Consider the following 15832-nt stretch of genomic DNA (forward strand, 5'->3'; position numbering starts at 1 on the left):
AAAATCATCGTTAAATAGTAGCTGCACGATATCTTATTAGACCAATTTCGGGTATTTTTTCGTGAGATTGCCCGAAAATCCGCAAAAGATCTGCGGATACCGATCTGGAGCGGGAGGGCCGGGTCTGCGAAGTCCGGCCCAGGCCCGGGAGCGTAGAGCATGAAGAAGTCTCAATGGAAGTGGCTGCTCGTCTCGATCAGTTTTAGCGCTCTCGTTCTGGCCGGTGTCCTGTACTTCACCGTCGATGAGATGACGATCGAGTATCTCAGCCGCGTAAACCCGTTCTACCTGGCCCTTGCCGTTCTCCTCCACATCGTCTCGCTCGGGTTCTGGGCGTTCCGTATCCAGAAGATGTCGGGGTCGCTCGGGTACCGGGTTCGTTTCAGGCACTGCCTGAACCTGGTGCTGGCGAACATGCTCGTTGCGGCGGTCACCCCGTCGCAGGCCGGCGGCGAGCCGGTCCGGGTCCACGAACTTTACCGGGCGGGCGTCCCGGTCGGGGACGCCACCGCCGTCGTCATCATGGAGCGGATCCTCGACGGGATCGTTCTCGGGGCCTCGGGCGCCTTCGCCATACTCTTCCTCGGCAGTTACTGGAGCAGTCTCACCTCGGGGATCAGCGGGGTGAGCCTCATTATGTACGCCGCCTGGATCTTCATCACCCTCTTCGTGCTGGTCTTCATCTACTCGGTGAAGAACCCGGACCACCTCAAGCGGGCCCTCAAAGGACTGTCGCGGTGGATCGACCGGCACTGGCACTTAAAGCGGCTCGAACACCTGCTGGAGACGATCGACCGGGAAGTGGACAACTTCAACACGGGCCTCGTCAAGTTCGTGAACCACGGCAAGAGCGGTCTCGTGTGGGGCTTTCTCTTCACGACCCTCTTCTGGCTCTCGGAATTTGCAATCGCATCGCTGCTTCTCGTAGGTCTCGGACAGCCGCCGTACTTCATCGAGTCGTTCGTCGTCCAGCTCATCATCGCCATCGTCATGATGATCCCGCTCACGCCCGGAGGCTCGGGCGTTGCCGAACTCGGTGCCACATCCCTCTACAGCCTCTTCGTCCCGTCGTCGATCGTAGGCGTCTTCGTCCTCCTCTGGCGGCTGATCCTCTACTATCTCAACATCCTCCTCGGCCTGCTCTCGAGTCTCGTCATCGTCCGGCGCGAGTTTCTCGCCCGCGCCAGAAAACAGCGGTGATTGACCCCAAGGTTTAAACACCAGAAGACTCATGTCAGGTGATCACATGACGGCTCAAAGTTGCAGGGTGCAGGGCGTATTCATGTCGGTGAGCGAGATGGGAGCGGCGCCGACCGTCGTCCTCGATGCCGGGGGTGACAGCACGATACCGATATACGTCGGGCTCTGGGAAGCGATCTCGATCAGCAACGCGCTCAACAGCGAGATGCTCCCCCGCCCCATCACCCACGACCTCATCGTCGAACTCTTTCGGAATTTTGAGATCGTTCTCGATGCCCTGCACATCGATTCCCTGGAGGAGGGAGTTTTTTACGCCAAACTCCTTCTGCGGCAGGGACCGCGCACCGAGATCATGGACTGCCGCCCGAGCGACGGCATAGCCATCGCTCTGCGCTACCGGGCTCCCATCATGATCGAGGATACGGTCGTCGAGACCGCAGCCGTAAAGAAGGACGACCTCCCGAGGATGGTGGACCTGAAAGAGTATCTTTGAGCGATCCTCGAGAAGATCCGATACAATATAGTGTTACTTCCGGCGTGCAGCAAGCTCGTCGAGCACGTCCGCCACGTCGGTGCCCGATGCCTGGAGCGCCACCAGGAGGTGGAAGAGGAGGTCGGCCGCTTCGGAGGCCGTCCGCTCAGGAACCCGGTTCTTGGCGGCCAGGATGAACTCGACTGCCTCTTCACCGACCTTTTCAAGGGATTTGTCGACTCCCTTCCGGTGTGTCAGGACGGAGCTGACGTAGCTCTCGGCCGACGGGTGCTCCGCCCGGTCCTGGATGACCTGCCAGACTTCTTCGAGGATCTCCCAGTCACGCATGGGCATCAACTCCTTCGAGCACCTCGCCGAGTTCCGTATCGAAGTACCGGGAGAGGAGGAGCCGTGCCTTCTCGATGGTGCATCCGCCTTTCCCTATGGCGATACCGAGATCATTCTTACTGATGTACACCGTGAGCCTCCCGTCGTCTCCTTTCCCGACCCCAAGGACGTCTGCCGGTTTAAACGCGTTTCTCGTGAACGTCTCGATCTCGGGAGAATATTCGACCATCTCGATGCGTTTCCCGAGGACCCGCTGCATCTTCCGGATATTGTTTCCCTTCCGACCGATAGCGAGGCCCATATCTCCTTCTTTTATGAGGTATACTATGCGGTCGAAACGCTCGTCGATGATGCAGTCCAGTGCGGTCGCCCGGGTAAGGATTCTCAACTCTTCGATATATCGTCGCTCTTTAAAGCATATGGTTCGTATCATTGAAGCAGTCCCCAATGGGAATGATGCGGTATGATATAGTCGCTCGCGGGATATATATCTGAGTACTCCGGGCATTCGTGGAGCGCCGGCCTAGCACTTCTGCAGGATCACCTTTATTGCAGCCCCTTCCTCCGGCTTCCCGGGCACCCGGTCCGCCGCCCATACCCGCCCGCCGTACTGGTTTACGAGGGTCTTGACGATGTGAAGCCCAAGCCCCCTGCTCCCGGATGCGGTTTTGCTCCCCTCATGGCTGAAGCGGTCGAAGATGTTTGGCTTTAAGTGATCCGGTATGCCGATTCCGGTATCGGCGACGGTAAGCGTCACGATCTCTGCAGTTTCCATGACGGATATCTCGATACGGACCTTCATGCCGCCGAACTTGATGCTGTTGCTGATCAGGTTGGATACGATGTGCTCGAGGAGGGGGTTTGCCCAGACCGTGTGGCTCTCCGGCTCGTACCTGATATCGATGCCTGCATACCGCTGTATCTGGCCGCGGATGATGCTGTCGAGGTCGGTCGGCTCCAGGCGGATGCGGTGTTTGTTGAGCGTGGTTAAGAGTTCGACGTTTTTGATGACGTTGATCCCCTGCTCGACCGTGTTCTTGACCCGCTGAGCGAGTTCCGCCTCCTCGCCGGAGAGCCGTTCCCGGAGCATCTCGATGATCGTTGCCGCGACCATGCTGGTATTGTAGATGTCGGTGCCGAGCAGGTCGAGGTAGAGGCTGGAGAGCTGGCTCGTCCGTTCGCAGACGAGATCCCTGGAGATGTCCCGGCCGACCCCGGTGGCGGCCACGATCTTCCCGGCGCTGCTGTGCAGGGGATGCATGGTGATCTGGAACGACCGCGCCTCACCGCGCCAAGCAAATGTCCGGGTCTCCGATACCGCCTCTCCCCCCTCGATGACCCGGTGCGCAGCCCCGGCCAGGAAGTCCGCCTCCTCCGCCGGAAACAGGGCGTGGGGAGACTTGCCTGCGATTTCGTCCGGGTCTATGCCCAGGTTCCGTGCACCGGTCCAGTAGAACTGGGTGAAGATGCCGTCCCGGTTGAGCGTGAATATCATGTCGGGGAGAGTTTTCGCCAGGATCTGCACCTGCTCGTCCGGCGCCCCGCGAGAATCTTCCGGAGCGTCCCGAATGGTCTCGACCGCACCGATCTGCCGGCCGGTGGTATCGTAAAGAGGGGCGGCCATACAGACAACCTCCCTGCCGGATGCCGGAGGGATGCACGATCTGGCGAGCAACTCTTCGCCCTGGCGGGACAGCAGGTGATAGTGGTCTTTCCCGGCATCGCTGTGAGTCAGGATGGAGTTCGCCAGTGTGGGGCACATCTCGCCGAACAATGCCTTCCCATGGATGTAGCCCCCTTTCCCTACTATGTCCTCTGCCGAAACGCCGGTATATCGTTCCATGCTGTCGTTCCAGATGACCACCCGGCCCTCGCAGTCGAGAACGAGCGCCGGCTGCTGGATGTGATCGAAGATACTCACGGGTATCTGGCTGCGATTCATGGACTCCCTGACTCTTTCCTGATTCATCTTCACATGCATCCCCCGTGAACAACGCCTGTCCCCACAAAGCCGCGAGAAAACCCCGCTTCCGGATATTCTGGTTAAATCCTCCGCGCAGGCATGTACGGTGCCCCTCGTCTACTACCGCCTGGGACAAACGCGCTGGAGAAGTTTCTGAAATCGTCGCTTAAAAGAGTGTTCATGTATCTTCTGCAAAATATACTATCCAATGGATTTGTTATTTATACCTTCCCAGATTGCTTCCAGCCGGAACAGCGGGGTTTATCTCAACAGGTATGTTTGAAGCGGGTATACGGTTAAAAAGTCAATTTAAACGGTTTTTCCGGATTGGATGCGGGAACGCGGAGGCCGGAAGTTTACGCCATTCCCGTAAGTTAATATTTGAGTATTTGCAGATCATAGATGATGTTCGGACGTTACAGAGGCTCTTTTCGCCGTGAATGCGGTGACATTCTGGTAGAAGCCGAGAGCGTCGACGGTCTTCTGACCTACCGGCGCAGGTGCGAAGGGCAGACGTTCGAGCGGATCCTGGTCTCGAAGACGGGGGAGGTAGTCATCAATCCGGTGGAGCCGGTCAACCTCCCCAAGGACATCACGGATTTCCTTCAGATTGAGTTTTCCCCGATGATCATCGAGCCCGGCGCCTCCCGAACGGTCTACCTGAAGTTTCCCATTGAGATCGGCGTGCTCGTGGAGTGTGCACGGGATATCGAAGTGGTGGACGTCTTCGCTCCCGACAGCCAGAAGTACACGCTTTATGGTTCGCCGACGAACGGGGTCATCACCCGATATTACGAGAGTACGGTCTACCCGGAGGTCCCCCTGGTCGAGCCCTTCCGCGAGGGGGTGATGGAGTTCTCCATCCAGAACGCATACCGCGAGTGGGTGGAGGTTTCCCGGGTTGTCTTTGAGAGTACCGATATGAAGATCTACTACGGCGACTTCGTGGCGGCCACCGCCAAGATGAAGATTCTCACCAAGACCATGGCGGAGACGGACTTCGTCGACGCGCCGCTCCGGCCCGGTATGGTGAAATCCGTTGAGCTGTATACTGCCCGCAAGATCCCGGCTATCGACCGCGGATACCTGATGGAGTGGGGGCTCTCATGACATTCAATGCGACCGAGATCCTGGAGATACCCGTCGGCGTCGGCGATATCACCATCGGGAACCTCCTGTATTTCGTCATCATCCTCACGCTCGGCGTTATCGTCGCAAAAATTGTCTCAATAAATGTCCGGAGAGTTCTTTCGGAGCGGCTGCCCAAAAACGAGCGCGAGTTGCTCACGAAACTGATCAATTACGGGATCATAATCTGGGCGTTCGTCATCGCTCTCCCGCAGCTCAACTTCGACCTCTCCGGCCTCCTGGTTGCCGGAGGGATCGTCGGTCTCGTCATCGGTTTTGCGAGCCAGAGCGTCGTCTCCAACCTGGTCTCCGGCCTCTTCCTCATGTTCGAGCACCCGATCAAGATCGGCGACAACATCAACGTCGGGGACGTCAGCGGCAGCGTCGAGGATATCCGTATCCTCTCGACCGTCGTCAAGACGTACGACGGGATCTATGTCAGGATCCCGAACGAGACGGTATTCACCTCGAACATCACCAACTACGTCCATAACGCAGCCCGGAGGTTCGAGTACCAGATCGGCATCCGGTATGAGGACGATGCCGATGCGGCGATCCGGATCGCGAAGGAGGTAATCGCGACCCATCCCTTCGCGCTGAAGAGCCCGGCACCGTCGGTCTTCGTCGATAACCTCGGTGACAACAGCGTCAACCTGACCGCCTACATCTGGGCGCCGGCCCGGAACTGGTGGGACGTCAGGACGGACCTCCTCTTAAAGATCAAGCAGGCGCTCGAGGAGAACGGCATCGAGATACCCTTCCCGCAACGCACCGTCTGGTTTGCGGACGGACTCGAGGTGAAGGGGCGGTTTGCCGGGGAGAGAGGGAAGGAAGAGTAATTTCTTTGGCCTTGTTGGAGCCCTCTCCCGGCCACGCTCCGGTTCTCGCACCTTCGCACCTGACGGTGCTCAAACTCCTCCCCCTTCGGGGAAGTCGTTCCCCGCCCCAAGGGGCAGGGGCAGTGCGTGGCGATACCCCCACGGTCCACTGCATCGAGATATCTCCTCGCTCCGGTTACTCCGTTTGCCGCACAACGAAGGCCTTCAGCCTTCTCGTGTTCCGGTTCTATGAACCTCGCACCTCCAGTGCTTGAACTCCGGACCTTCACAGCCCCCTCAATTACCATCTCCAGGACCAGAACAATGTTTCAACGGAGCGTCTTTTTCAGACCCGGTGCACCTGCCCGACGCCTCCTGGGCGGAAAGACTCCGGGTACCGCTCCTGCAGTTTTGCGATCTTATCGGTGCAGTGCGATGCCGAGAGGTACGCCACCCCGGCGAGCGCATCGATGTCCTCGCCGGTGACGGTGTGCAGCCCCCCGATAACGCCCCATACCCTGCCTTCCCGGGATACCCGGTCGATGATCCGGCCGATGTGAGGATGCGCGCACCCGGTGACGACCAGGTAGCCGTCCGGAACGGTTACCGCGAGCGACTGCTCCCGGATGCCGGTCCCGAGCGGGCCGGTCACGGCGATGCCGTCGGCGATCCCGGTCCACTCGCGGACGATCCGCGGTTTTGTGTACTCCCGGATCAGCCCGAGCGTCTGCACGGAGACAGCGTCGTGGACGAAGACTTCTACCGACGGACTCGCATCAAGGACCGCCGTGATGCCGCCGATGTGGTCGTGGTGGTCGTGGGAGAGGACGAGGTACCTGATGGACGCGGGATCGATGCCGAGCACCCGCATGTTTGCGAGAAGGACGTCGCCGCGTTCTCCGGTATCAAAGAGCAGGCCCGCCTCCTCTATCAGGCAGGAGAACCCCCAGTCCGTCGTGAGCCCTTCCCGGCAGGGGACGTTGTTGTAGACTTCGGTTATCGTAAGCATGAAAAGCAGACTCCGATATTCCGGTCTCTCTTACCCAACGATTATGCTTCCCGATGGGGCAGGCGGGAGGTGAGGTGATGGTCCGGGGTTCGGAGCGCCCCGGACCTGCAGACGAAAAAGAAGTGTGGTAGAGGGTTATGAGATGACGTAGGTGATCGAGACGGTGGCGGTCACGTCGATCTCGCCGGCCTCGAGCGGGGTCGGGACAGCCGAGCCCGCCGTCATCTCCATGCCCGAGTAGCGGCTGTCGTAGGCCAGAGGCACGTAGTTGTTCCCGACGTTGACCTCTTTGACGTCGACGATGGTCTTGCCGATGGCTGCGGCGACCGCGTCGGCGTCGCCCCGCGCCTGCGTTACCGCGGCGGTCAGCGCCTGCGACCGGAACTCCTGCTGCTTTGCATCGCTCAGGGTGAACGAGAACCGGTTAACCCTGTTTGCGCCGTTTTCGACCGCGAGATCGACGATCTCCCCGGCACGGCCCACGTCGTTCAGCGTGACCTCGAGGGTGTTGATCACCCGGTAGTATTTGACTCTGGCGGTTGTCAGGCCCTTGCTGTCGCTCTCGGTTATCGGGATGATGTTATAGGCGGCGGTCCTGATGTCCTTCTCCGGGATGCCGGCATTCTTCAGGGCGTTGACCACGGCATCCATTCTCTGGGCGTTCTGCTGCTGTGCTGTCGCAACATCGGTGTTCTCGGTCTCGACCGCGAATACGATGACGGCCTGGTCGGGCGTTGTCGTCACTTTGCCCGTGCCGGATACGTGGATCAGTTTATCCCTGGATTCCTCCGGCAACTGTGCGGTGACGTTGCCGATCACCGCGGCGCAGAGGACCATCAGGGCGATCCCCAGAAGTGCTGCTTTTCCTCGCATAGGTATCAATCATCACTTTATTTGGCGAAAATAAATATCTTGCTTTAACAACGAGAATTTTCGTAGTTTTAATCGGAGGAATCATGAAAATGAGTGTTTTAATCTCGTTTTCCTGAACACCTCATTCCCGGCCGGTCTTCGGCATCCACCCGGCCGCCGCCACCAGGCGGGCGATCAGGACGGCGATGTAGATGGTCCCGCTCACGGTCTCGAGCACGGCGAGCGACCGGGCCTGGTCGGTGATCGGCGTGATGTCGCCGTAGCCGAGCGTCGCAAGGGTGACGAAACTGTAGTAGATGAACGTGGGGAAGGTGAAAGCGTCGCCCGGGTGGCTGCTGAAGAACGATCCGGGACTGATGCTCTCGATGAGGCCGTAGGCGGTTGCCCAGGTCAGGCCCATGAGGAGGTAGACGGATACCGCTCCGGCGATGGTTTCGGTGGTGACCTGGCGTTCTCCGAGCACCCGCAGGAGGCCGACAAGCGCGGTGAAGGCGTAGAAGAGGAGCGTGAATATGCTCTCGGCACTACCGAAGATGGGGGTTCCGGTGATGACGTGGAGCCAGCCGAAGCCGAAGGCGGGGATCGCGAGGAGGACGGCGATCACGACCTGCCTCCGCCGATTGCTCACGGCGTAGACCCCGGTGATCAGGACGAAGGACGAGAGCACTTTCAGGGCGACCTGGCCGGTCGGCCCTGCACTCACGTAGGGGTAGACGGCGAGCAGGAGAATGAGCGATGCGAGCAGGTAGTGGAACTGCATCGCCCTGGCGCGGGCGAGGTACCGGGCGAGAAGGCCCTTCACGATTCTTCATCCCCTGCGCCGCCCGTCACGGCCTTGATTGCATCGAGCACCTCTTCGGCGGACTGGTAACGGTCGGCAGGATCCTTTGCGAGACACTGGAGGATGACCCGGTCGAGTCCTGCGAAGTCCGGATTGATCTCTCCGGGGGGGACCGGCTGCTCGTCGAGGGTTGCCCCGGCAAATCCGGCGAGGCTCTCGTGGGCGAAGGGAGCCTTCCCCGTCGCCATTTCGTAGAAGACAGCACCGAGCTGGTAGATGTCGGTCCGAGCATCGGTCCTGCCGAATCGCTCCGGGGCGATCTGCTCCGGGGCCGCATACGCGAGGGTGAACCCGGCGACGCTGGTATCCCGGCTTGCTGTCAGCGTCGTGCTCATGCCCCAGTCGGTGATCTTCGGCGTCAGGTCGTCGGTGAGAAGAATGTTTCTCGGCTTGATATCCCGGTGGATCACGCCCCGCTCATGGGCGTAGGCAAGCCCGGCGGCGATGCCTGCAGCGATGCGGGCGGCGGTCTCCACTGGAAGGGGTTTTTCCAGCTGCTTCAGGGTCCGGGGCAGAAACTCCATCTCGACGAACGGTACCGGGAGGATGTTGACCGAGTAAACCGCCACGATATTTTCGTGAACGAGGTCTTCCCAGAACCGCATCTCCTTCATGAAGGTCTTTCCCGTCGCCTCGTCGTAGGTGACCGGGATCTTCACCGCTACGGTTCGACGGTCATCGCGCCTGACCGCCGAGAAGACCTGTCCGAGCCCGCCTCTCCCGACGAAGGCGACCCGGTCGTACCGCTCTGCAAGTTCGGGCGGGAACCCGGCAGGGTGGGAGAGCACGGTCCGGTAGGCATCGGGGAAGATGGTCGTGCCCGCCGGTGCTTCGCCGCCGGTATCCGGTACCCCCAGGTACCGGGTACCGAGAACGAAGGCGCCGGCGAGCAGGATGAGGGCCAGGGCAGCCCAGGCCCAGGGGAACGGGTCAGTGACCGTCCGGCTGTCCTCTTCGGGCGCATCACCGCCCGTCCCGGTTTCCGTCGCCTCCGGCGTCGCTTCTGTCTGCCCCCCTTCCGGGGTATCGGCAGGCGTGACGGTCTCTTCGGGCGAGGGCAGGGGGGTGGGCGTCTCTTCCGGCGTATCTCTGGCCTTGTTCTGGCCGGGAGCGGCGCTTTTATCGTCGCCCGGGGTCTTTTCTGCAGATTCGATGCCCTGGGGAGAGGCGCTCGAGTGCTCCGGAGGTCCTCCCGCGCCCGAGACGGCGGGGCAGACGGCGGCGAGGAGCAGGGCAGTGACGAGGATCAGGACGGCCGCCCGTCCGGCCCGTTCAGGCGGCATCCGGCACCGGCACCCCCCCGGGAACAACGAAGACGAGGGTTGCTCCCCGCGCGCCCTTCGCGAGTTCGACGAGGTCCCCGTCGTGGAGCTCCCGCCGTGTGCCCCGGTCAAGCGGCGTGCCGTTCACGAATGTGCCGCCGGTGCTGCCGCAGTCTTCGACGAGCCAGGCACCGTCCCGGCGGCGGGTGAGCCTGGCGTGCGGTCTCGAGACACGGGTGACCGCCGCGTACTCCTCACCGAGGACGATCTCCTGCCCGGAACGGTCGGGTGTGTCCGGGTCCGCCCGCCCTATGTCGATGCTGTCGTGCCCGAGCGGGAAGACCCTGCCGTCCTCCGCCCCGCCGAGGAGGATGACGACCGGAGGTTGCCCGGCGAACTCCCCCGAGAGCGTCTCCCGGACACCGGCGAGTTTCTTCGCGAGCACGGCATCCGTGAGCGTCAGTTTCAGGTTCGAGAAGAGCCCGAGGCTCCTCGTGATCGCCTCGAGCCCTCCGGGCACGAGCGAGTATTTCCAGACCGGGTGGATCCCTTTTGCGGTCGGGCGCGAGAGGCCGGCCTCTTTGCGGACGACCCCGATGCTCAGCAGCTTGTCGAGATGCTTCTTTGTGTTCTCGTAACTCGTCTCGATCTCGTACGAGATCTGTCGGACGTCCTTTGGCCTTCGTTCGATGACCTTCAGGATCTTCAAGCGTGTGCTGCTGCTCAGCACGTCCAGGTATTCGGAGAGTTCCTGCAGATCGTCGGTGTCTATATCGAGGATCAGCGTCCTTGAGTCATTGTCGTCGGTCATAGGCTTTCGTGCGGGACTTCGTTGCAGTATGTTTTCACGACGTCGCTGATGAAGGTTATGCACCCCGTCCGGCTGGCTCGCCTCGCCACACGACCCTACGGCCGCAATGCCCGGGCCGCTGCCCCGGGGCGGCACTGTAGAATACATGGTTGTTGTCCGGATCCGGTCCCGGATCATGTTTTATACGAGAGGGCTGATCGGGGGTGGCATGCTTGGAGAGATTGAGACCCTGCAGCAGCGGGCTGTGATGGTGGAGATCGAGGAGCTGATCCAGTCGACGCCCGACTATGCCGATATCAGGGAAACGCTCCGGTCGTTGAACTTCATACCGGAGCAGGACGATGCCGATGCCGCGATCTGGGTGCATCCCGGCCTCAGGATATTCGTCCTCCTGCAGATGAACCTCGGAGGCGGGTATACGGGGTACAGGGTAGCAACCTACGAGGACCTGGAACGCCGCGAGGGGGAGTCTGCCGTCTACAACGCCCGGTAACGGCTTTTTCCTCGTAGCCCGCGGCGCCCCCTCTTCTCAACCATCCCTGCCGGGTCAGGTTTATCAGGGCGGATGCGGTATGGTTCTCGCATGCCCAAACGAGTACAGATTGACCGGGAGGAACAGGAGGCCATGATGGGCCGTGTCCGGGAGATGATCGCCGCAAACGCCACCTACGACGGGATCCGTGCGGGCCTCGAGGGTCTCGGCTTCCGGGCGAAGGAGGACAGGCCCGCCCTTGCCCTCTGGGAGAGCGGCGAGCACGAACTCTTTGTCGTGGTCCATACCGATCCGAAGACCGGCAGGGTGCGGGATTACGAGGTGAAGACGTTCGAGGAGACGGAGGGGTTCGAGTAGCCCCTGCTCACGCCCGGCCCGGCGGCGGATCCGCAAAGAGCGCGATATACCCGCCGATGAGCACGACGATGAAGACGGGTATGTAGACCGGAAGCGCAAACGTCTCGAACAGGAAAAAGACTTCGACGCCGGTGATCTCGCCGACGAGCGAGAAGAGCCGGAAGAGGAACATGACCAGGAATACGGCACCGACGGCGCCGAAGATCGGGCCCGGCAGGTTCAGGGGAAATGCAAGGGCGCCGAAGAGGTCCCCGACGAGGAAGACGACCGAGATCAGGATGAGCAGCCCGAGGTTGGCGTTGAGGAACGCGACGATCCGGAGGAAGATGGGGGTCTGCACGTAGGCGCCGGCCAGGATATTCAGGATCGCGAGCACGATCAGGAAGACGACGAGCCCGATGATCCTCGACATGAGGACTTCGGCGACCGATTCCTTCCTGTGCTCACCCATGCGATCCCTCAAAAGATGGAAGGGTACTCTATCCTTATGGAGTTGTCGGCGGGGCAGGTGTCTTTGATACCCGTTGCGCTCGAACATGAGCACCGTCAGGTGCGGAGAAGGCCGGGAGGGGTGGGGATATGGAGTATGAGTCTCCTCTTGCCGGAAGGGGGGTGCCCCCGGTCGCGATATTCCCTCGGTCCAGCGTACCGGAATTTACAACCGTTCCGGTTGTTTTGTGTGTTGCGGCTTGCGCCCTTCAGGTTTCGCCCCTGCGAGAACCTTTCACTCCCCGCCCGCCGGCTCCGTCACCCGCGTCTGCGCCTGCTCGCGGACGAACGAGAGGAGGTAGTACGGCCCCCCGGCACCCCTGCCCGTCGACCCGCTCGCTTTCCAGCCGCCGAAGGGCTGGGCCCCGGGCCAGGCCCCGGTCGTCGCCCCCCCGCGCCGGTTGGCGTACACGACCCCGAACCGGATCCGGTCGAAGAAGGACCCGATCTCCGCCGGGTCCTCTGCAAATATCCCGGCTGTCAGGCCGTAATCCGTCGCATTCGCGAGAGTGAGGGCCTCGTCCAGGGTCTCGAAGGTGCCGACGGTGAGGACCGGGACGAAGAGCTCTTCTGTAAAGAGGCGGTGGTCGTGCGCAAGACCGGCGATGACCGTGGGCATGACGTAGGCGCCCCGGCCGTAGATCCCTTCCTCGAGCACTTCGCCACCCGCAACGAGCCTGCCGCCGTCCCTGATCGCCTCCTCGACCGCCTTCTGGAAGGTCAGCCGCGCATCGTCGTCGATCAGGGGCCCGAACGCGACCTCCCGCCGCCGGGGGTCCCCGACCTCCATCCCGTCCGCCCGGTCATGGAGCGCCTGCAAGAACCTGTCCGCAACCGACGAATGGACGTAGACCCGGGAAGTGGCGCTGCATTTCTGTCCCGCAAACCCGAAGGCCGCACGGGCCACGCCCTCGGCAGCCTTCTCGATATCGGCGCTCGCGGTGACGACCGTCGGGTTCTTGCTCCCCATCTCCGCCACCAGCGGCCTGTGGTAGGGCTGCGCCGTGGTAATCTGCCGCTGCAGCCACGTCCCTACGGCCCGCGACCCGGTGAAGGCGATCCCGGCAACGTCCGGGTGGGCTACCGCGATCTTGCCGAACGGGATCCCGGGCCCGGTCACCAGGTTGATCGCACCGGGCGGGACCCCGCCCTCCACGAAGAGCCGGTAGAGGTTCACCCCGGAGAGCGGCGTCTTGCTCGTCGGTTTGAAGACGGCCGTGTTCCCGGTGAGGAGCGCCCCGGTGATCATGCCCGCGGCAAGCGCGACGGGGAAGTTGAACGGGGAGATGACCGCCCAGGCGCCGTAGGGCCGCATGACGCTCCGCACCTCCTCGCCGGGTGCCGGGGAGCGCATGGGAAAGATGTAGCCGTTGTTCTGCTCGTAGACCCTGCAGTAATACCGGAGCATATCGACCGCCTCGCCGACCTCCGCCAGCGCCTCGTAGCGGGTCTTCCCCGCCTCATAGGTCAGCAGGGCCGCGAGTGAAAAGAGCCGCCCCTCCATTGCGTCGGCCGTCTTCCTGACGATCGCGACCCGTTCCCGCCAGTCCCGGCGGCTCCAATCGCGGAAAGCCTCGTTCGCAGCGGCAATACCCTTCCGGGCATGCTCTTCACGCCCTTCGGGAAAGATCCCGAGCAGAATGTCCGGATCGATGGGGGACCTCGCCTCGAACTCCCGGGGAGCGGTGACCTCCCGCCCGCCGATGTACATCGGATGGCGCTCTCCGAACTCCTGCTCGATCGCGAGCAGGGCGGCTTCGTACTCGCCGTGAAAACTCTCGTCGGTTTCAAGCGAAACATAGGTGACTTTTCCTGATTCCTGCATATTATCAATCTCCTTTTAGAACCCCTCCATGACCCTGTCCAGAATGTCGACGCCCGTGTCGATGTCCTCCTCGTCCATGATCAGGGGAGGGCTGAACCGGATCACCGACTCCCCCGCGGGGAGGAGGACGATGCCGCGCTCGAACGCGCGGCGGAGGATTGTCTCCCGCCCGGCCCGTGCCGGCTCCTTCGTCGACGGGTCCCGGACCAGTTCCATCCCGACCATGAGCCCGAGGCCGCGGACATCGCCGATGATCGGGTGCCGCTCCGCGAGCTCGCGCAGGCGCTGCAGCAGGTAATCGCCCCTGGCGGTCACCCGGTCCCCGAACCCCTCTTCACGGAGAAGGTCCATCACGGCGAGCGATGCGGCGCAGGCAAGGTTATTGCCGCCGAAGGTGCTTGCATGCGACCCGGGCGGCCAGTCCATGACCTCATCGGAGGCGACGGTGACGCCGAACGGCAACCCGCCGCCGATCGCTTTGCCCAGGCAGACGATGTCGGGGGTGACGCCGGCGTGCGTTGAGGCGAGGAATTGCCCGGTCCGGAAGCACCCCGACTGCACCTCGTCCGCAACAAGGAGGATCCCGTGCTCGTCGCAGAGGCGCCGCAGCCGGGGAAGAAAGCCCGGCGGCGGGACGACGTATCCTCCTTCCCCCAGCACGGGCTCGACGAAGACCGCGGCAACCTCCTCGGGTGCGACCTCGGTGCGAAAGACCGTCTCCTCGAGGTAGGCCACGACATCGGCGTCGCAGGTCCCGGGATCGCCGCCGAACGGATGGTAGGGGTCCGGGTAGGGGGCGTGGACCACCGGCAGGAACGGCCCGAAGGAACGGCGCTGGATCACGTTCCCGGCCGTGAGGCTGAGAGCGCCGTAGGTCCGTCCATGGAACCCGCGGTGGAACGCTATGAAGTAGTTCCTGCCCGAATGATGGCGGGCGAGTTTCATCGCCGCTTCGACGCTCTCTGCTCCGGAGTTGGAGAAGTAGACCCGGTCGAGCCCGTCCGGGAGGAACCCGACCAGTTCTTCGGCGCACTGTACGGGGCGTTCGGAGCAGAAATCCAGGAACGCCCCGTGCGAGAGGTACTTCGCCTGCTCTCTGATCGCGGAGACGATCTGCGGGTGGTTCCAGCCGACGTTCATCACGGCGATCCCGGCTGCGAAGTCGAGGTAGCGGTTGGCGTCGACGTCCCAGAGGTTTACGCCGCTCGCCTTCTGCAGCACGAGGGGGTATTCCCGCATGACCGACGGGGAGATGACCGCCGCGTCCCGACGGAGCACCTCGCGGGCTCTCTCGCCCGGAGGTTCGACCCGTATCAGGGGTTCCATGCACCTACCACATCCCCGCCTATAATAAAGCCGACGCCGGGGCCGCATACCGCAACGTTCAAGTAGCCCCCGGCAATGAACAAATCAGGTAATCGTGAAATTTGCAACCCTCGCCTCCTGTTTTGAGAGGCTCGAGGCGACATCGTCCCGGAACGAGATGATCGCGCTTCTTGCCCGGCTGCTCGCCGCTGCAACGCCGGGCGAGATCGGGATCATCTGCTACTTTGTGCTCGGGGAGATCGGGCCCGGGTACAGCGAGGTGAACCTGGGCATCGGGGACCGGACCGCGGCGGCAGCGATCGCCCTTGCGGCCGGCACCGACCCCGCGTCGGTCGATGCGGCGGCACGGGAACTCGGCGATTACGGCGACGTCGCCGCCCGGCTGATCGCGTCCCCGGGCGGAGAGGCGCTCTCGGTCGCCGAGATCCACCGCAGTCTGTCGGAGATTGCCGGTGCATCCGGCCCGGGTTCGGCCGACCGGAAGGTGAGCCTCCTCGCGGGACTGCTCGCCGCCGCCACGCCCCCACAACGGCGCTACATCTCGCGCCTCGCCGCCGGGGAGATGCGGCTCGGCGTCGGGGACATGACCATACTCGATGCGCCGGCGGCGGGCGTTT

General features: G+C 62.4%; 17 protein-coding genes and 1 pseudogene. 7 read left to right on the forward strand and 11 right to left on the reverse strand.

The window, feature by feature from the left end:
• The first annotated feature begins 159 nt into the window (after nt 1-159).
• Together BRA62_RS09580 and BRA62_RS09585 are read left to right on the forward strand one after the other, a co-directional pair.
• A complete protein-coding gene (locus BRA62_RS09580) occupies nt 160-1200 on the forward strand; it encodes a lysylphosphatidylglycerol synthase transmembrane domain-containing protein (protein ID WP_292366348.1) in 1041 nt (346 codons plus the stop codon).
• A gap of 46 nt (nt 1201-1246) precedes the next feature.
• Complete coding sequence (locus BRA62_RS09585) at nt 1247-1693, forward strand: bifunctional nuclease family protein (RefSeq protein ID WP_292366349.1); 447 nt, start codon at nt 1247-1249, stop codon at nt 1691-1693.
• 33 nt (nt 1694-1726) lie between these two features.
• Here BRA62_RS09585 and hisE read toward each other — a convergent pair whose 3' ends face one another.
• From hisE to BRA62_RS09600, 3 genes are all read right to left on the reverse strand, one after another.
• Complete coding sequence (gene hisE / locus BRA62_RS09590) at nt 1727-2020, reverse strand: phosphoribosyl-ATP diphosphatase (RefSeq protein ID WP_292366350.1); 294 nt, start codon at nt 2018-2020, stop codon at nt 1727-1729.
• On the reverse strand, nt 2013-2453 hold the full coding sequence (locus BRA62_RS09595; RefSeq protein ID WP_292366351.1) for a NusA-like transcription termination signal-binding factor: 441 nt from the start codon (nt 2451-2453) through the stop codon (nt 2013-2015). The genes hisE and BRA62_RS09595 overlap by 8 nt, the downstream gene beginning before the upstream one ends.
• A 90-nt stretch (nt 2454-2543) precedes the next feature.
• Entirely contained in the window at nt 2544-3962 is a 1419-nt protein-coding gene (locus tag BRA62_RS09600; protein WP_292366352.1) for a sensor histidine kinase, read from the reverse strand.
• Between the two features lie 426 nt (nt 3963-4388).
• Between BRA62_RS09600 and BRA62_RS09605 the strand changes: the two genes are divergently transcribed.
• Both BRA62_RS09605 and BRA62_RS09610 read left to right on the forward strand, forming a co-directional pair.
• The gene (locus BRA62_RS09605) at nt 4389-5093 is read left to right on the forward strand and encodes a DUF432 domain-containing protein (protein ID WP_292366353.1); all 705 of its coding nucleotides are present in this window, start codon (nt 4389-4391) and stop codon (nt 5091-5093) included.
• Entirely contained in the window at nt 5090-5950 is an 861-nt protein-coding gene (locus BRA62_RS09610; protein WP_292366354.1) for a mechanosensitive ion channel family protein, read from the forward strand. The genes BRA62_RS09605 and BRA62_RS09610 overlap by 4 nt, the downstream gene beginning before the upstream one ends.
• Nucleotides 5951-6275: 325 nt before the next feature.
• Here BRA62_RS09610 and BRA62_RS09615 read toward each other — a convergent pair whose 3' ends face one another.
• The 5 genes from BRA62_RS09615 to BRA62_RS09635 form a co-directional block, all read right to left on the reverse strand.
• Nucleotides 6276-6938, reverse strand: a complete 663-nt coding sequence (locus BRA62_RS09615) for an MBL fold metallo-hydrolase (RefSeq protein WP_292366355.1) — start codon at nt 6936-6938, stop codon at nt 6276-6278.
• Nucleotides 6939-7073: 135 nt separating this feature from the next.
• On the reverse strand, nt 7074-7811 hold the full coding sequence (locus BRA62_RS09620; protein WP_292366356.1) for an SIMPL domain-containing protein: 738 nt from the start codon (nt 7809-7811) through the stop codon (nt 7074-7076).
• A gap of 121 nt (nt 7812-7932) precedes the next feature.
• The gene (locus BRA62_RS09625; protein WP_292366357.1) at nt 7933-8613 is read right to left on the reverse strand and encodes a potassium channel family protein; all 681 of its coding nucleotides are present in this window, start codon (nt 8611-8613) and stop codon (nt 7933-7935) included.
• The gene (locus BRA62_RS09630; RefSeq protein WP_292366358.1) at nt 8610-9935 is read right to left on the reverse strand and encodes a serine/threonine-protein kinase; all 1326 of its coding nucleotides are present in this window, start codon (nt 9933-9935) and stop codon (nt 8610-8612) included. Before BRA62_RS09630 ends, BRA62_RS09625 begins: the two co-directional genes overlap by 4 nt.
• On the reverse strand, nt 9925-10725 hold the full coding sequence (locus BRA62_RS09635; protein ID WP_292366359.1) for an FHA domain-containing protein: 801 nt from the start codon (nt 10723-10725) through the stop codon (nt 9925-9927). Before BRA62_RS09635 ends, BRA62_RS09630 begins: the two co-directional genes overlap by 11 nt.
• Nucleotides 10726-10933: 208 nt before the next feature.
• Between BRA62_RS09635 and BRA62_RS09640 the strand changes: the two genes are divergently transcribed.
• Nucleotides 10934-11218, forward strand: coding sequence for a hypothetical protein (locus BRA62_RS09640; protein WP_292366360.1), 285 nt, complete (start codon nt 10934-10936; stop codon nt 11216-11218).
• A 90-nt stretch (nt 11219-11308) separates the two neighbouring features.
• Complete coding sequence (locus BRA62_RS09645; RefSeq protein ID WP_292366361.1) at nt 11309-11575, forward strand: hypothetical protein; 267 nt, start codon at nt 11309-11311, stop codon at nt 11573-11575.
• A 7-nt stretch (nt 11576-11582) separates the two neighbouring features.
• On the opposite strand, the gene BRA62_RS09650 is transcribed toward BRA62_RS09645, so the two are convergent.
• The 3 genes from BRA62_RS09650 to BRA62_RS09660 all read right to left on the reverse strand — a co-directional run bounded on the left by BRA62_RS09650 (nt 11583) and on the right by BRA62_RS09660 (nt 15215).
• Nucleotides 11583-12026, reverse strand: a complete 444-nt coding sequence (locus tag BRA62_RS09650) for a hypothetical protein (RefSeq protein ID WP_292366362.1) — start codon at nt 12024-12026, stop codon at nt 11583-11585.
• A 273-nt stretch (nt 12027-12299) separates the two neighbouring features.
• The gene (locus tag BRA62_RS09655) at nt 12300-13889 is read right to left on the reverse strand and encodes an aldehyde dehydrogenase family protein (RefSeq protein WP_292366363.1); all 1590 of its coding nucleotides are present in this window, start codon (nt 13887-13889) and stop codon (nt 12300-12302) included.
• Between the two features lie 15 nt (nt 13890-13904).
• Nucleotides 13905-15215, reverse strand: a complete 1311-nt coding sequence (locus BRA62_RS09660) for an acetyl ornithine aminotransferase family protein (protein WP_292366364.1) — start codon at nt 15213-15215, stop codon at nt 13905-13907.
• Nucleotides 15216-15309: 94 nt separating this feature from the next.
• On the opposite strand from BRA62_RS09660, the pseudogene BRA62_RS09665 reads away from it, so the two are divergent.
• Nucleotides 15310-15832 (forward strand): annotated as a pseudogene (locus tag BRA62_RS09665) (hypothetical protein); the annotation flags it as partial.

The organism is Methanoculleus sp. UBA208 (genome assembly GCF_002498065.1).
Taxonomy (GTDB): domain Archaea; phylum Halobacteriota; class Methanomicrobia; order Methanomicrobiales; family Methanoculleaceae; genus Methanoculleus.

Bases quoted from the DNA above. Each gene is read 5' to 3' on its own strand.
- BRA62_RS09660 (WP_292366364.1), bottom strand. From the start codon at position 15,215: ATGGAACCCCTGATACGGGTCGAACCTCCGGGCGAGAGAGCCCGCGAG.
- BRA62_RS09645 (WP_292366361.1), top strand. From the start codon at position 11,309: ATGCCCAAACGAGTACAGATTGACCGGGAGGAACAGGAGGCCATGATG.
- BRA62_RS09630 (WP_292366358.1), bottom strand. From the start codon at position 9,935: ATGCCGCCTGAACGGGCCGGACGGGCGGCCGTCCTGATCCTCGTCACT.
- BRA62_RS09605 (WP_292366353.1), top strand. From the start codon at position 4,389: ATGTTCGGACGTTACAGAGGCTCTTTTCGCCGTGAATGCGGTGACATT.
- BRA62_RS09585 (WP_292366349.1), top strand. From the start codon at position 1,247: ATGACGGCTCAAAGTTGCAGGGTGCAGGGCGTATTCATGTCGGTGAGC.
- BRA62_RS09640 (WP_292366360.1), top strand. From the start codon at position 10,934: ATGCTTGGAGAGATTGAGACCCTGCAGCAGCGGGCTGTGATGGTGGAG.
- BRA62_RS09610 (WP_292366354.1), top strand. From the start codon at position 5,090: ATGACATTCAATGCGACCGAGATCCTGGAGATACCCGTCGGCGTCGGC.
- BRA62_RS09615 (WP_292366355.1), bottom strand. From the start codon at position 6,938: ATGCTTACGATAACCGAAGTCTACAACAACGTCCCCTGCCGGGAAGGG.
- BRA62_RS09635 (WP_292366359.1), bottom strand. From the start codon at position 10,725: ATGACCGACGACAATGACTCAAGGACGCTGATCCTCGATATAGACACC.
- BRA62_RS09655 (WP_292366363.1), bottom strand. From the start codon at position 13,889: ATGCAGGAATCAGGAAAAGTCACCTATGTTTCGCTTGAAACCGACGAG.
- hisE (WP_292366350.1), bottom strand. From the start codon at position 2,020: ATGCGTGACTGGGAGATCCTCGAAGAAGTCTGGCAGGTCATCCAGGAC.
- BRA62_RS09580 (WP_292366348.1), top strand. From the start codon at position 160: ATGAAGAAGTCTCAATGGAAGTGGCTGCTCGTCTCGATCAGTTTTAGC.
- BRA62_RS09600 (WP_292366352.1), bottom strand. From the start codon at position 3,962: ATGAATCGCAGCCAGATACCCGTGAGTATCTTCGATCACATCCAGCAG.
- BRA62_RS09620 (WP_292366356.1), bottom strand. From the start codon at position 7,811: ATGCGAGGAAAAGCAGCACTTCTGGGGATCGCCCTGATGGTCCTCTGC.
- BRA62_RS09595 (WP_292366351.1), bottom strand. From the start codon at position 2,453: ATGATACGAACCATATGCTTTAAAGAGCGACGATATATCGAAGAGTTG.
- BRA62_RS09650 (WP_292366362.1), bottom strand. From the start codon at position 12,026: ATGGGTGAGCACAGGAAGGAATCGGTCGCCGAAGTCCTCATGTCGAGG.